This is a genomic window from Polynucleobacter sp. AP-Sving-400A-A2 (assembly GCF_018688155.1).
Classification (GTDB): Bacteria; Pseudomonadota; Gammaproteobacteria; order Burkholderiales; family Burkholderiaceae; genus Polynucleobacter.
Window position 1 is genome coordinate 1,265,142 of the sequence record NZ_CP061312.1, and the last position, 13,706, is coordinate 1,278,847.

The 13,706-nt window shown below is 43.7% G+C and carries 18 protein-coding genes; 5 read left to right on the top strand and 13 right to left on the bottom strand.

Annotation, left to right across the window (positions count from 1 at the left end; all coding sequences use genetic code 11):
• Position 1 precedes the first annotated feature (1 nt).
• The 12 genes from queD to C2758_RS06750 all read right to left on the bottom strand — a co-directional run bounded on the left by queD (position 2) and on the right by C2758_RS06750 (position 10,442).
• Entirely contained in the window at positions 2–466 is a 465-nt protein-coding gene (queD, locus tag C2758_RS06695; protein WP_215327498.1) for a 6-carboxytetrahydropterin synthase QueD, read from the bottom strand.
• 35 nt (positions 467–501) lie between these two features.
• Positions 502–1,155 (bottom strand): 7-carboxy-7-deazaguanine synthase, encoded by a 654-nt coding sequence (gene queE / locus C2758_RS06700; RefSeq protein WP_215327499.1) that lies wholly within the window; start codon positions 1,153–1,155, stop codon positions 502–504.
• Positions 1,156–1,183: 28 nt separating this feature from the next.
• Entirely contained in the window at positions 1,184–1,891 is a 708-nt protein-coding gene (locus C2758_RS06705) for a hypothetical protein (protein WP_215327500.1), read from the bottom strand.
• Positions 1,888–2,586: a hypothetical protein gene (locus C2758_RS06710; protein WP_215327501.1), complete on the bottom strand. Its 699-nt coding sequence runs from the start codon at positions 2,584–2,586 to the stop codon at positions 1,888–1,890. The genes C2758_RS06705 and C2758_RS06710 overlap by 4 nt, the downstream gene beginning before the upstream one ends.
• Positions 2,587–2,636: 50 nt before the next feature.
• Positions 2,637–4,532, bottom strand: a complete 1,896-nt coding sequence (locus C2758_RS06715) for a radical SAM protein (protein WP_215327502.1) — start codon at positions 4,530–4,532, stop codon at positions 2,637–2,639.
• Entirely contained in the window at positions 4,529–5,353 is an 825-nt protein-coding gene (locus tag C2758_RS06720) for a ferritin-like domain-containing protein (protein ID WP_215304435.1), read from the bottom strand. Before C2758_RS06720 ends, C2758_RS06715 begins: the two co-directional genes overlap by 4 nt.
• A 564-nt stretch (positions 5,354–5,917) precedes the next feature.
• Entirely contained in the window at positions 5,918–6,391 is a 474-nt protein-coding gene (locus tag C2758_RS06725; protein WP_215327503.1) for a TspO/MBR family protein, read from the bottom strand.
• A gap of 28 nt (positions 6,392–6,419) precedes the next feature.
• A complete protein-coding gene (locus C2758_RS06730; protein WP_215304439.1) occupies positions 6,420–6,560 on the bottom strand; it encodes a hypothetical protein in 141 nt (46 codons plus the stop codon).
• Between the two features lie 13 nt (positions 6,561–6,573).
• Positions 6,574–8,466 carry a 1-deoxy-D-xylulose-5-phosphate synthase gene (dxs, locus tag C2758_RS06735; protein WP_215327504.1) on the bottom strand — a complete coding sequence of 631 codons (1,893 nt, stop codon included), beginning with the start codon at positions 8,464–8,466 and terminating at the stop codon, positions 6,574–6,576.
• A 14-nt stretch (positions 8,467–8,480) separates the two neighbouring features.
• Positions 8,481–9,782, bottom strand: coding sequence for a glutamyl-tRNA reductase (hemA, locus tag C2758_RS06740; RefSeq protein WP_371817687.1), 1,302 nt, complete (start codon positions 9,780–9,782; stop codon positions 8,481–8,483).
• A 138-nt stretch (positions 9,783–9,920) separates the two neighbouring features.
• The gene (locus C2758_RS06745) at positions 9,921–10,160 is read right to left on the bottom strand and encodes a hypothetical protein (RefSeq protein ID WP_215327506.1); all 240 of its coding nucleotides are present in this window, start codon (positions 10,158–10,160) and stop codon (positions 9,921–9,923) included.
• Between the two features lie 36 nt (positions 10,161–10,196).
• Positions 10,197–10,442, bottom strand: a complete 246-nt coding sequence (locus C2758_RS06750) for a hypothetical protein (protein ID WP_215327507.1) — start codon at positions 10,440–10,442, stop codon at positions 10,197–10,199.
• Between the two features lie 211 nt (positions 10,443–10,653).
• Between C2758_RS06750 and pufB the strand changes: the two genes are divergently transcribed.
• The 5 genes from pufB to C2758_RS06775 all read left to right on the top strand — a co-directional run bounded on the left by pufB (position 10,654) and on the right by C2758_RS06775 (position 13,137).
• Positions 10,654–10,797 (top strand): light-harvesting antenna LH1, beta subunit, encoded by a 144-nt coding sequence (gene pufB / locus C2758_RS06755; protein WP_088526258.1) that lies wholly within the window; start codon positions 10,654–10,656, stop codon positions 10,795–10,797.
• A gap of 15 nt (positions 10,798–10,812) precedes the next feature.
• Positions 10,813–11,016, top strand: a complete 204-nt coding sequence (locus C2758_RS06760; RefSeq protein WP_215327508.1) for a light-harvesting protein — start codon at positions 10,813–10,815, stop codon at positions 11,014–11,016.
• A gap of 88 nt (positions 11,017–11,104) precedes the next feature.
• Complete coding sequence (locus C2758_RS06765; RefSeq protein WP_215327509.1) at positions 11,105–12,520, top strand: PucC family protein; 1,416 nt, start codon at positions 11,105–11,107, stop codon at positions 12,518–12,520.
• A gap of 282 nt (positions 12,521–12,802) precedes the next feature.
• Positions 12,803–12,985 (top strand): hypothetical protein, encoded by a 183-nt coding sequence (locus C2758_RS06770; RefSeq protein ID WP_215327510.1) that lies wholly within the window; start codon positions 12,803–12,805, stop codon positions 12,983–12,985.
• Positions 12,982–13,137 (top strand): hypothetical protein, encoded by a 156-nt coding sequence (locus tag C2758_RS06775; protein WP_215327511.1) that lies wholly within the window; start codon positions 12,982–12,984, stop codon positions 13,135–13,137. The genes C2758_RS06770 and C2758_RS06775 overlap by 4 nt, the downstream gene beginning before the upstream one ends.
• A gap of 55 nt (positions 13,138–13,192) precedes the next feature.
• On the opposite strand, the gene C2758_RS06780 is transcribed toward C2758_RS06775, so the two are convergent.
• Positions 13,193–13,669, bottom strand: a complete 477-nt coding sequence (locus C2758_RS06780; RefSeq protein WP_371817717.1) for a glutathione peroxidase — start codon at positions 13,667–13,669, stop codon at positions 13,193–13,195.
• Between the last annotated feature and the right edge of the window lie 37 nt (positions 13,670–13,706).

The window sequence follows — 13,706 nt, forward strand, 5'->3', positions numbered from 1 at the left end:
GCTATGAATGCGAAACGTCTGCCCAACAATTGGGGGTTTCGTAAAGGCGAATCGATGATAGCTTCAGCCGACCATCAAATGCCTTATCAAATACGGGTTGCAAAAGTCTGAATGCAGCACTGGCCAAGTTCTCTACTGTGGGCACATGATCCATCACGACAGTTTTATGATTAGGAATGGAATTTAAATAATCTACTAAACCTGTATCTTCCTTTGCAACTAAGAAGGCATGATCCCAGGGTTCCACTACATGTTGATTGGTAAGGCGCTTAATCTCTCCAAAATCCAAAACCATACCGTCATCTGCTTTACCAGGATGATCGGCAACAACACCCATTAAAGTCACTTCAATTGCATAACGGTGACCATGCAAATGGCGGCACTGACCGTCATGGTTAGGAATGCGATGGCCCGCATCAAACTCTAGTCGCCGAGTAATCGAAATAGCTTCTTGCTTAGTAGTCATGTTCACTTTTCTAAAAATTCACCTGCTGATACTAGCTAGCGAATACCGATCATTTTATGGGTCTGCACACTCAAACGCCACAAAGGCCGTTTTTGACATAGCTTGATCGCCAAGGCTAAGTTTTCTTGAATTTGAGGTCCATCCATTGCCTGCAAGAAACGATTGCGATAGTCCATCTTTTCAAATCTGGCTAGGAGTGTTTCGATGTGGGTATGGCCTGCTTGAGGAATAACTAACTTAATTTCATCCGCCTGAAGGACAATCAGTTCAGAACCCGCTTTAGGACTAACACAAACCCAATCCACCCCTTTGGGCACTTTAATCGTCCCATTCGTTTCGATAGCGATGGCAAACCCTATTAGATGGAGAGCGTCAATTAAGGCAGCATCTAACTGGAGTAAAGGTTCACCACCAGTAAACACTACATAGCGTTGCTGTGGCCCAGCATCATTGCTAGTCCAGGCCCTTGCAATCGATTCGGCTAACTCGGAGGCGGTTTCGAACTTACCTCCACCTATGCCGTTAGTACCCACAAAGTCGGTATCGCAAAACTGGCAAATTGCCGATGCACGATCTTCCTCACGCCCACTCCAAAGATTGCATCCAGCAAAACGGCAAAACACTGCTGCGCGCCCAGTGTGGGCACCCTCACCCTGCAGGGTTGGAAAGAGTTCTTTAACGGTATACATAGCTATGTGCTGATTTTAAGCGCTTTACTTACTTCCAGGACACAAGCTCCCATTCCAGATAATCTTCCCAGAGGGCATCGCCCCAGAACATCCCAGCCCAAAGGTATTGGCCAGAACTTCGCCTTATGACCCAGCGACCAATTTCAGGGGCAAGCCAGACATCTTCACTGCGAATATTCGCTACTCGTGAGAAGTCATTACTGGTGAAGAATGGCATGCCATTACGATAGAGCAAAGTATTAAATTCGCCTGCAGGAACCCTTACGCGTTCCCATTTCAATACGTCGATATTTAAGCCCAAGTAATAATCATTATCCGGATAACCTACTACTTGATAGCGATTTCGATAAAAACCAGACCAACCCGAGGCTAATTGCTCAGGCCATAAAGGCATGGGCTGTAAAAACTTTTGCGGGGGATTCCAATGAGGATCTTGCAGAATAAAACCCCAAGGCTGCTGGATTTCATCGGGCAAGCGTCCGCGCTTAAGCCCCGTTCGCTCAATCCGCACTTGCGGACCAACAGCAACTACTTTCTCTGTAACAATATCCACAATCTCTTGATTAAAAACATTGCGAACGTTGTAAACCCATTGCTGACCTATTTGAGGAGCTCTCACTTGCGGCGGATTTACGGGTTGAGGTAGGGCTACACCACTTGGATAAGGTTGCGCAGAAATACATGCCACCAGCAATGCCGGCAGAAATATGAAACTGATCTTTTGCAATAGCTTCATTTATATGATGTCAGTTGCCACTGGTAACTGCCTTCCAAAATCACTGCTCCAATTTGCCCCTGAAGTTGATAGGACCCAGAAGTTTCTCGAGCAACCCAGCGACCAATCTGCGGCACAAACCAAACAGTCTCCTTGCGGATGCAATCCACTTTATTAGGATCTTCACTCTCATAGTTAATGAGACTCTGAAAACGCAATGCTACAAACTCGCCCGCAGGAACTGTAATTTTTTCCCAACCCTGTACGCTCATATATTCTTGCCAGCCCATTCTGGATTCAGAATAACCAGCGATACTGTATTTACTATTGAACTGTTTTGTCCATGTCGTGGAGAGCGTTTCAGGCCAGAGTGGTAGAGGTGGATTGAAGTTCAGTAAGCGTGGCCACTGAGGATCTGTTGAAACCATACCCCATGAAGACTGAATCTCATCAGGCAGGCGGAATCCATTCGCTGTGGAACGTTCAAGCACAATAGTTGTACTAACACTGGCAACTCGCTCATTAATCACATCTAGCGTTTTGCCGTCAAAGATATCTTTTTTGATGTAAATCCATTCTTGTCCTATTTGCGGAGGGCGAACCATCGGCAATGGTTTTGGCTGAGCTACTGGTGTGCCATGCTCATAAGATAGACCGCCACAAGCTACTGGAGCTAATGCAGCGGAAGCAATAAAGGTTCGACGGGAAAGATTCATAGATTGGTTAGGAGCATGAGTTAAATGGAATTGAAATCTGTTCTAAAAGTTTATACATAGCCCAAAATTTTAGCTATCTTATTTCTTGGTACAGAGGCTTTAGGAATATTTGGCATCTCAAACCAATCATGAACCTTCACCTCAAATCCTAGGCCATGCATGAAGTTATAAATCGCCTTCTTCAAACCGACACCTAAGGCATCATGATCCACGCCAGTCGGGTCTATAAAAGAAATATCATTCTTTGCAAAAGAAATGGGGGGCAATGGCGCAAGCTCAATTCCATAATCTGCTGGGTCAAGCCCTACTGGTGAATGCACGGTACAAGTGAAGCGGTGAAAAAATCCACTCTGAATACAGCCATTTTCGAATAACTGACGGACATACTCCAAGGCATCTACAGTTTCTTGAACGGTTTGGGTTGGAAAGCCATACATCAAATAGGCGTGGACCAAAATCCCGGCGTCAGAAAAACCTTTGGTCACTTGAGCAACTTGGTCTACTGAAACCCCTTTTTTCATGAGATTGAGTAGCCTATCGGAAGCCACCTCTAAGCCGCCAGACATAGCTATGCAACCACTTTGCGACAGCAATTCAGATAGTTCAGGAGTAAAGGTCTTTTCAAAACGAATATTGCCCCACCAAGAAATGATTACATTGCGGCGGATTAATTCTTCAGCAAGTGCTTTCAAAATCTTTGGTGGTGCAGCCTCATCTACAAAATGAAATCCAGTTTGACCGGTCTCTGCAACAATTGCCTCGATGCGATCAACCAATAGACTGGCTGAAGCAGTTTCGTAACGCGAGATGTAATCCAGACTCACATCACAGAAGCTACATTTTTTCCAATAGCAGCCATGAGCAACGGTCAGCTTATTCCAGCGACCATCGCTCCAAAGCCGATGCATCGGATTAAGCATATCCAATAATGATAGATAAGAATCTAATGGCAATCCATCCCAAGTTGCGGTACCAACCTCCCCAAAGGGAACATCAGGCTCTTGCCAATTGATATAACGTACTTGATTGTCGGTATTTCGTATGAAGGTACGAACCAAACGTTGCTGTGAACGCTTACCATTCTGATGCTCTATTAAAGCCAATAAGGGTCTCTCACCAGAATCTAAGGTAATGAAATCTACATAATCAAAGATCCGTGGCTCAGCGAGTTCACGCAATTCAGTATTAACGTAACCACCACCAAGGCCAATCTTGATACTTGGATAGCTTTCCTTGATCGTTTGAGCAATGCGTAATGCAGCATACATCGCGCCGGGAAATGGCACTGACAACAACACCAAACTCGGTTGATGTTTAATAACGGCTGTTTTGGTGAGCTCTTGAAGGTGGCGATCCATTAACGTTGGCGGGGCTGCTAAAGCCTGTGCCAAAGGTGTGAAGGTCGGCTGGCTACTTGCCAAAGATTCTGCATAACGGACAAACTCAAAACGAGCATCTACTGCATCCCGCAATACATCCGATAAATCATTGAGATAAAGCGTTGCCAGATGACGTGCCCGATCCTGAGAGCCCAGAGCACCAAAGGCCCAAGCCAGTGAATCACCACCCTCCTCTTCACCATAAGTATCCAAAGGTACAAACCTCGGACCCTCCGGCAATAAAGCTCGACTATTGATGCGATGAGCAAGAGTGCTGTCACGCCCCTGCAAGAATGCAATGGCTAGCGCAATAGTACTTTGATAGTCTGAAAAATAATCCAGGAAAAAGTTGACGCTAGCACTACGATTTTCTTCTGGAAGCTTTATTGCTGCATCTCTCACCTCTGCCAAGCCATCAACAGTAAAAAACCCGAGCACTAGTGCCAATGCCAAATCCTCTTGAACAGCATTAAATCCTTGGGATCGCAAAAACCCAGTGAGATAGGCTGTCGATGGATACGGCGTGTTTAGCTGTGTCATCGGTGGGATGAGACTCAGAATTTTCATACTGATTGTGACCGCTTATCGCTAAGAGATCTAAGCAAATCCAACTCTTCCGCAGTAAATCCCGCTTGCTGACGTGCAACCAAGTTAAATGGCCCCCTCAAAGTGGGCGCCTGATATTTTTTGGCTAATTCTCTATAAGCAGTGATCGGGGATAAACCGCTATTCCCACATAAATAATTAAACCAACGATTTCCAATGAACACATGACCAATTTCATCATGGAGAATAATCTCCAATATCTCTACTGCCTTATCATCTTTGATTTGCTTAAACCTATCCCGAATTCCAGGAACCGCATCAAGGCCTCTGGCCTCCATCGTTCTGGGTACTAACGCCATTCTGGCAATCACTGAATCGGTAGTTCTCTCAACCATCTCCCACAAACTATTGTGGGCAGGAAAATCGCCGTACTTAAATCCCAATGTCTGAATGTATTCATTCACCAACGTGAAGTGGTGAGACTCTTCTTTGGCAACCTGAAGCCAATCTTCGTAATATTGCTTAGGCATATCAGGGAAACGCCAAATGGCATCAAGTGCAAGATTCATCGCATTGAATTCGATGTGTGCAAGTGAATGCAACAAAGAAGCTCTGCCCTCTACGCTATCCATTCTTCTTTTGGGAACCTGTAGGGGTGGAATAAGCTCGGGCTTTTCAGGGCGGCCTGGCAATTCAAGATCTTGAGAGCTAAAAGTTGCAGAAATATTGAGGCCGACAAGTTGTCGCTGGTAATCGTCAAATAGCCCAAATAATCGACTGACTTTGATTTGGGCATCAGTAAGCGCTAGTATCTCAAGCGCAGCTTGACGTAACTCGATCATTTATAGAATTAAATACAAAAAAATATTGGCCGTAGGGATTAAATAGATCTGCTTAACGTTTACTTCACTAGCTTGGTGATTTTGTGTTTAGCCAAAGTGGAAGAGCTGATGAATAAAGTATTGTACGCAGATACTTAAGCTTGTAGAGCGGGAATAGGGATGATCTGGGTGTTTTCTGAAATTTGGATGATTAATAGCCAATTTCATAGCGAAAAAATAAAAATCTTCAGTTATTATTTGAATGAGATCATCTTAAGATTTTTTTGCACAAAGTACGGTTCAGGTCCAATTCAATTATTCAGGAGGCGATTCAATGTCTAGAGATAAGTTAGGATTATTTGCATTTGGCTTGGTGCTATTGGGTTTTGCTGTCTTTGTGAAAACAGGCTCTTTTTTACTGTTTTCCTTGGGCATCTTATCTGTTGCGTTTCTGATATTCTCAAAAAATAAATTTATTAAATAGCTCAATAGTGGAAACTCTAAATGATTGTTGTCTTTGGCATCTTTGTATAGATAGCCTGCAACACTGAGCCCCTCTTTTGAATCTCAAAAGATATTAAAGTTTTAGGCAAAGGGTCCATTGAGTCGAACCGTGTCCCAGTTTAAAGCAATGGCAATGCTCACCCATATTAAATAGGGCAGCATATACAGGCTATATTTAGGAGAAATCTTTCTAATGGTCAGCAATATGGCAAGCACTGAAAGCCATAAAAATACGGATTCATATAAAGACCAATCCGGTCTTTGTAAGCGAAAATATAGAACGCTCCAAAGGATATTTAGTAAACCATTTACCCAAAACAAAATATTCAAGCGACCCAGAATCACAAGATCTGAAGTGCAATATTTGGCTGCCACCCAAGCTACGCCAGACAAAACAAAAATAGTTGACCAGATTGGGCCAAATGCGATGTCAGGAGGTTTCCAAAAGGGCTCTTTTAAGGCTTGGTACCAGGGGCCTAGATCTGTAGATAGGCCACCCAAAATCGCTACCGTTAAACCCCAGGCTAATGGCACTACCATTCTCTTAATCATCATAGAATTGAGTAGGCCTTTATCTCAGCACTTAAGCGTAATAGGAGATTAAGAAAAATATCAGAATAGAGAGGTTCAGGCTACCAAATATGATGGCAACAGGTTTACCAATATATTCCCACTTCTTCTCTTTTGATAAGCCGTTAATGTGTGCGTTTTCTTTATTAAACATAAAAGTAAGGTAGTTAGAGTGTTAATTGAAAATGCTCTTGTACTTTGATCTGGATTTTCTTTGGGGATAGCCCATATAAATCTAAGAGCAGATTGATATCGCCGTGCTCAACATACTCATCAGGCAAGCCAATTTGTAGAGTGGGTATCTGAACATGATGACTAGACAGCACCTCTAAACAGGCGCTACCTGCTCCCCCCTGAATTGCGCTATCTTCTATAAAAACCAAAGCATCATGATTTTTTGCAAGATCTAGCAGCAATGCTTCGTCTAAGGGCTTCACAAAGCGCATATCAGCAACAGTGGCATCTAGCTCATCTGCCGCTTTCAGCGCACTGTAGAGCAATGGGCCGAAGCAAACAAAGGCAATCTTTTTTTCAACAGCCTCTGGGTTTTTTATCGAACGAACAATGGATCCCTTTCCAACAGGAATGGTCTCCAGTGCCTGAGATGCCTCTGGACCCTCACCAGATCCGCGTGGATAGCGCACTACAGAAGGGCCATTCAAACTAAAAGCAGTCGTCAGCATATTTCTACAATCCGCCTGATTTGACGGCGTCATGACGACTAAGTTTGGCAAACATCTTAAAAAAGCAATATCAAATACACCAGCATGGGTTGGCCCATCTGCACCGACCATACCAGCTCGGTCAATGGCAAAGACAATTGGCAAATTCTGCAATGTCACATCGTGTATGAGCTGGTCGTAACCTCTTTGTAAAAAGGTAGAGTAGATTGCTACTACTGGCTTTAGCCCTTCACACGCAATACCAGCCGCAAAAGTAACCGCATGTTGCTCTGCAATTCCAACATCAAAGTAACGATTGGGAAATTGCTTCTCAAACTGAACTAGGCCCGAACCCTCGCGCATTGCTGGCGTAATACCAATAAGACGTTCATCTTGCTTGGCCATATCACACAGCCACTCACCAAAGACTTCGGTATAGGTTTTTTTGCCTGGCGCAGAAGGCTTAAGACCTTCACTAGGATTAAATTTTCCCGGGCCATGATATGAAATCGGATTGGACTCCGCCCTCTCGTATCCTTTACCTTTCTTGGTAACGATATGCAAGAATTGTGGTCCATCAGTCTGAGCAATTTTTTTCAAATTACTCAGCGTCACAACTAAATCAGCCAGATTATGACCATCGATTGGGCCATAGTAGTCAAAACCAAACTCCTCAAAAATAGTGGCCGGTCCAATCATCCCCTTAGCATGACCTTCAAGTCGTTTAGCAAACTCTCTCAACGGAGGCGTGTAGGAAAGCATCTTATCCAAGCCTTTTTTAGTGGCGCCATAAAGAGAGCCGCTAATGAGTTTTGCTAAATATCGATTAAGGGCTCCAACAGCTGGAGAAATCGACATTTCGTTATCATTCAGAATCACGATTAAGGGAATCGATTTATCAACCCCGGCATTATTTAAACCCTCGTAGGCCATGCCAGCGCTCATTGAGCCATCCCCAATCACTGCTACTACATTCCGCTTTTCCCCTTTAACTTTGCTGGCCACTGCCATCCCAAGAGCCGCTGAAATACTAGTGGAAGAATGTGCCGTGCCAAAAGCATCATATGGACTTTCTGAGCGTTTCGGAAATCCAGATAATCCTCCAAACTGACGCAAACTCGGCATCATCTCTCTGCGCCCAGTCAAAATTTTATGGGCATAACTTTGGTGCCCTACGTCCCACACAATGCGATCTTCAGGCGTATCAAAAACATAATGCAGGGCAATTGCCAGCTCCACTGTTCCCAAATTGGAAGACAGGTGTCCACCAGTACTGGCAACAGACTGGAGGATAAATTCACGTAGTTCATCTGCCAATAGTGGCAATTGAGACTGCTCGAGCTGCTTTAATTCTTGTGAAGAATTAATTGTATGAAGTAAGTTAGTCGCCTTAAGCATATTCGATACCGTAATTATTTTTGAGAGTAGATGCTAGAGAGGATTCGTTTAAAGTCTTCAATCTCATTATTCGGTGAATTTTGTAATGCGTTAATAGGGGCATGCATAAATTTGTTGGCCAAGGCCTGAGCCATGATGGATAGAACCTCAACGGGATCTTCACCCTTTTTAATGCGACGAACTGCTTTTTCTAATTCAATTTCCTTAAGCCGCTCTGCAGTGGTCTGCAAGGATTGAATAATCGGCACTAGCGTTCTTTTTTGAAGTGTCTGAAAAAATTCACTGACGCCTTTATCGATAATGATTTCAGCATCCGCCATAGAGAGCTCGCGAATATTACGACCTTCATTGACAACGCCACCCAAGTCATCGACTGAATATAGATAGGCATCTTTGAGGGATCGAATCTCTGGCTCGATATCACGTGGTACCGCTAAATCGATCAGCACAATTGGCCTACTATTTCTGGCTTTCAAGGCTGTTTTAATCATGCCCATACCAATGATAGGTAATGTACTTGCCGTACAAGAAACAATGACATCAAAATCATGTAGGCGAGTTGGTAAAGATTGCAATGGAAAAGAATCTGTTTGCAAACCTTTTGCAGCAAAAACTCTTGCCATCTCATCACCACGATCAACTGTGCGGTTACTGATCGCAATTTCTTTTGGCCTCTTACCGGCAAAGTGAGATGCGCATAGCTGAATCATCTCACCTGCACCAATAAATAAAATTTTGGAGTTCTTAAGATCGCCGAAAATGCGTTCGGCCAAGCGAACAGAAGCGCCGGCCATGGATACTGAATGCGTACCAATATCCGTTGAGGATCGAACCGCTTTAGCAACTGAAAAGGTTTTATGGAATAAAGGTTTTAGATACGATCCTAGTGTGCCCACTTGGTCAGCTAATTCCACAGCCTTCTTCATTTGACCCAATATTTGAGTCTCACCCAACACCATGGAGTCCATTCCACAGCCCACTCTAAATACATGCTTTACAGCATCAGTCTCTTTTGCAGAATAAATATAGGGCTTTAATGCATCACCCTGCAAACGCTTTTGAGAAGTCAGCCAATCAAAAGTGCGCTCTTCTAAATAATGCTCAGGATAGGTAGCGTCATTAGCAGCGCAATAAATCTCCATGCGATTGCAGGTCGATAAAATAGCCACCTCTGGCATCACATCTGAATGTTTCCCTTTTAAGTAATTACGAAGATCCAATAAGGAGTCCCGTAAGTTTTCTGGGGCAATAGCAACACTTTCCCGAATATCAATTGGAGCTGTATGGTGGTTGACACCAAGATTCATTATTTGCATGCTAGTAGCTATTCAAAAATAGCTTGGGCGGATCAAGAAAAATCATAGAAATGATTCTTCCTCTTCATTCGCAATATGTCAATCAAGATTGACACCTATTTGAGTATTACCTAATAGGGAAAACCCGCATAGGGGTCACTACTCCTGGTTCTTGATTGCAGCCTCGTAGGCCTTAAATTTTTTATACGAACTGATAGTGGAATACAAGGCAAAAGCGGTAATCAATACAAAGACTAGATTGGTGAAGGAGTATTCCTGATACAGAATCCAGATCTGACCAATCAAGGCTAAAGGGAATATCACAATGGCAAATTTGAGCCAAAGCATGCTTCTCTTCATTTTTGCGTCCACTTGCCCAGATTCAGATTGCTCGTTCATTTTCTATCCTTATATTTAAAGAGGCTGAGCCCCATATTAATCGCGTCTCAGTATACGAAAAATGAAGCTTGTAAGGCCTTGGGCAAGGATAAAGGTAAAGATTGCCCCCATCAGCCCCATAAACACGGCAGGGACCGCACCCAGATCCAGTTGCTTGGCAAACAACAAAGACATGGCGAATCCGGTTGCAGCACAAGCCATCTCTATTACTATTTTTAACATGACAAATCGCTCACTAGTTTGACTATTTGATGCCCCTAAACAGCCTTTGACGGTACCCATTCTATATCCCATGTGGACTAAAAAGCCCCTAAAAATCACTGTTACGAATAAGTTTTTTGCACCGCAATAGAACAACTTATTAGGGAAACTCCCGATAAAACTGTAAATATTTTTATACACATTGGTATAAAATTCACCTTGTAGTGAAGAAGGTTAATTCAGTGCCCTCGTGTGGGTTAGCACGACGCAGTTAGATTTGAGAGGAAATGCTATGACAAATGACACTCTTACAGGTCTGAGTGTTGAGGAGGCGGAAGAGTTGCATCGCAACCTCATACAAGGTACGCAATTTTTTGGGATGATTGCAGCACTCGCCCATTTACTTGCTTACATCTATTCACCTTGGTTGAAATAATTTAAGGAGCTTAAGATGATCTACGGAAAAATGTGGACTGTTGTAAGGCCAACTGTTGGTATTCCATTGTTTTTGGGTGCAGTAGCTGTTGGTTCTTTTTCAGTGCATTTAGCACTATTAAATAATACAACCTGGGTGAAAGGTTTTTTAGAGGGTGGTCAAGCTGCAAAAGCTACCGCCGCCTCTACGGCACCTGCAGCACCATTAGCAAAAAAATAAGTTGTACCCTCCTTCATAAGACCTAGATCTCAATATCTAGGTCTTATGTTTTTTTATTTGTGCATCTGTCAGTTAAGATCAGTTTCACATGAATCGTTTTAGTCAAAAATTTATCAGCACTTGGGCTAATTTAGGTCCTCGTTTTTTGCCATTCGCAGATGCTGCTTCTGCTGAACTTCCACTAGGCAGATTACTAAGACTCTCTTTGTTTCAAGTATCAGTTGGTATGGCCCTCGTGCTATTAGTCGGCACCTTAAATCGAGTGATGATTGTTGAGCTTCGTGTTCCAGCATCACTAGTATCAATTATGGTTGCCTTACCCATTATTTTTGCTCCGATTAGAGCCTTGATTGGCTTTCGCTCAGACACCCATAAATCCGCTTTAGGTTGGCGTCGTGTTCCCTATATTTGGATGGGAACGATGGTGCAATTTGGTGGCCTAGCCATCATGCCCTTTGCTTTACTGGTTTTAGCTGGTGCAGGCAATGCCAGTGAGGCACCGGCATGGATTGGCTTGGCGGCTGCGGCACTGTCATTTTTATTGGTTGGTGCTGGCATTCATACCACTCAAACAGTTGGACTGGCGTTAGCCTGCGATCTTGCGCCGCCTAAAGCACAACCCAATATTGTTGGCCTGATATTTGTGATGCTGTTAGTTGGCATGATTGGAAGTGCACTCATTTTTGGTCAGCTATTAGAAGTCTATAGTCCAGGTCGCTTAATTCAAGTCATTCAAGGTAGCGCTGTAGTCACGATTGTCTTAAATGCTATTGCTTTATGGAAACAGGAAAGTCGTGAAGAAGCCCGTGCTCGAGCACTTGTTGCCAGAGAGCAAAACTTCAAAGAATCTTGGGCTACCTTCAAGGAGGGTGGTCAAGCTATTCGACGTCTTGTTGCAGTGGGCTTTGGCACGATGGCATTTAGTATGAATGATGTTCTGCTTGAGCCCTATGGTGGTGAATTGCTCAACATGAGCGTCAGTGCTACTACGGTCTTAACAGCTACCCTAGCTCTGGGGTGCTTGTTTGGTTTCAGCATTGCATCCAAAGTGTTAAGTGCGGGCTATGATCCGTTTCAGATGGCGAGTAATGGCGCCAAAGTGGGTATTCCCGCATTTATTCTGGTGATCTTAGCTGCCCCCTTGGGCAGCACATTCATTTTTATTATCGGCGTGTTAATGATCGGGTTTGGTAATGGTCTGTTTAGCCATGGGACCCTTACTGCCACCATGAGATATGCCCCAGAAAATCAAAGTGGTTTGGCATTGGGCGCCTGGGGGGCTGTCCAAGCTACTGCTGCGGGTATTGCACTGGGTGTCGGTGGAGTATTTCGGGACATTATTGCCAGCATGGCCTCCAGAAATTATTTCGGCGAAGAACTCAATAGTCCAGCCACTGGCTACTGTGGCGTCTATCTGATAGAAATCATCCTGCTATGCATTACCATCGCTGCAATGGCCAACTTTATGCGGCCAACAAAGCTTGTCAATCGGTTGCATAATTGAAATCTTTCACTAGGCTATAAAGCCATCTGCTGCTATCAATCCGATGACCCCTTTATCTCGACTCACTGAAAAGACCTTAATTACTCTCGGGTTCTTGATCAGCTGCATTAGTTTGATATTAATCATCCTCGGCTTATGGAGCTTTATTTCCGTAGAGCAGTTTGCGTATGGGCTCTCCTCCGGCATTCGAGTCTTAGTCGGCTGCGCTATCATTGGGTGCCTTTTAAGTGCTATTGGCTATGGAATCGGGGATTACTTTAATAATGAATCAAAGGAGTGAATATGTTTAAAAGATCAGATTACTTCATCTTATTAGCCGTCGCGCTATCTTTTATGACATCTGCTTATTTATGGTTTGTGGTGCAAGATCGTGAACAGTCCATCTTCACTGCGATTTGGATTCCCTCGATCTTCTGTTTTGGAATTTATTTCAAGTTATCTGCACTTTTGAATCGCAAAAGATGAGTGATAGCACCCTCCTTGTCATCTCCATTTTTGTCTTTTGCCTATTGATAATCGGCCTTTATCTGATGGTGCGTGAGTTTATGGGCGAAGTCAGTGATGCCTTCCCTGATGTCAACGAATGGCTTGATACAGATAAAAAGAAAAAGAAATGAATTTTGCTTTTGAGTGCTACTCACAAGCAGTAGCACTCATCAAACGAGCCTAGATCTACAGCTCTTTTTTAATCGCCTCTGCCATCTTGCTTGCGCCATCGGCAGATGCCAGTCGTGTAACGGACTGACCATCTTTGCTCACCAGAAATTTAGTGAAATTCCATTTAATGCCAGTGGTTCCTAAAATCCCTGGAGCCTGCTCCTTTAGAAATGCATACAAAGGATGTTCGGAAGCGCCGTTCACATCTATCTTCTCAAACATCGGAAATGTGACGCCATAACTGGCGCTGCAAAAGTTTTGAATCTCATCCGCCGAGCCAGGCTCTTGAGCGCCAAATTGATTGCAAGGAAATCCTAAAATTTCCAGGCCATAGGCTTTATTTTCTTTATACAAATTTTGTAGATCGCGGTATTGCGGTGTAAACCCGCAACGACTAGCTACGTTGACGATGAGAAGCACCTTGCCTGCATAGTCTTGTAGATTTTCTTGGGCTCCATCGAGTCTTTTGAGGGGGATATTCGGCAACATAATTCATTCTCCAAAATGATTAAAACGCTCTGCAAATATT

Excerpts from the sequence above, each read along its gene's own strand:
- queD (WP_215327498.1), bottom strand. The coding sequence starts at position 466 with ATGACTACTAAGCAAGAAGCTATTTCGATTACTCGGCGACTAGAGTTT.
- queE (WP_215327499.1), bottom strand. The coding sequence starts at position 1,155 with ATGTATACCGTTAAAGAACTCTTTCCAACCCTGCAGGGTGAGGGTGCC.
- C2758_RS06705 (WP_215327500.1), bottom strand. The coding sequence starts at position 1,891 with ATGAAGCTATTGCAAAAGATCAGTTTCATATTTCTGCCGGCATTGCTG.
- C2758_RS06710 (WP_215327501.1), bottom strand. The coding sequence starts at position 2,586 with ATGAATCTTTCCCGTCGAACCTTTATTGCTTCCGCTGCATTAGCTCCA.
- C2758_RS06715 (WP_215327502.1), bottom strand. The coding sequence starts at position 4,532 with ATGAAAATTCTGAGTCTCATCCCACCGATGACACAGCTAAACACGCCG.
- C2758_RS06720 (WP_215304435.1), bottom strand. The coding sequence starts at position 5,353 with ATGATCGAGTTACGTCAAGCTGCGCTTGAGATACTAGCGCTTACTGAT.
- C2758_RS06725 (WP_215327503.1), bottom strand. The coding sequence starts at position 6,391 with ATGATGATTAAGAGAATGGTAGTGCCATTAGCCTGGGGTTTAACGGTA.
- C2758_RS06730 (WP_215304439.1), bottom strand. The coding sequence starts at position 6,560 with ATGTTTAATAAAGAAAACGCACACATTAACGGCTTATCAAAAGAGAAG.
- dxs (WP_215327504.1), bottom strand. The coding sequence starts at position 8,466 with ATGCTTAAGGCGACTAACTTACTTCATACAATTAATTCTTCACAAGAA.
- hemA (WP_371817687.1), bottom strand. The coding sequence starts at position 9,782 with ATGCAAATAATGAATCTTGGTGTCAACCACCATACAGCTCCAATTGAT.
- C2758_RS06745 (WP_215327506.1), bottom strand. The coding sequence starts at position 10,160 with ATGAACGAGCAATCTGAATCTGGGCAAGTGGACGCAAAAATGAAGAGA.
- C2758_RS06750 (WP_215327507.1), bottom strand. The coding sequence starts at position 10,442 with ATGGGTACCGTCAAAGGCTGTTTAGGGGCATCAAATAGTCAAACTAGT.
- pufB (WP_088526258.1), top strand. The coding sequence starts at position 10,654 with ATGACAAATGACACTCTTACAGGTCTGAGTGTTGAGGAGGCGGAAGAG.
- C2758_RS06760 (WP_215327508.1), top strand. The coding sequence starts at position 10,813 with ATGATCTACGGAAAAATGTGGACTGTTGTAAGGCCAACTGTTGGTATT.
- C2758_RS06765 (WP_215327509.1), top strand. The coding sequence starts at position 11,105 with ATGAATCGTTTTAGTCAAAAATTTATCAGCACTTGGGCTAATTTAGGT.
- C2758_RS06770 (WP_215327510.1), top strand. The coding sequence starts at position 12,803 with ATGTTTAAAAGATCAGATTACTTCATCTTATTAGCCGTCGCGCTATCT.
- C2758_RS06775 (WP_215327511.1), top strand. The coding sequence starts at position 12,982 with ATGAGTGATAGCACCCTCCTTGTCATCTCCATTTTTGTCTTTTGCCTA.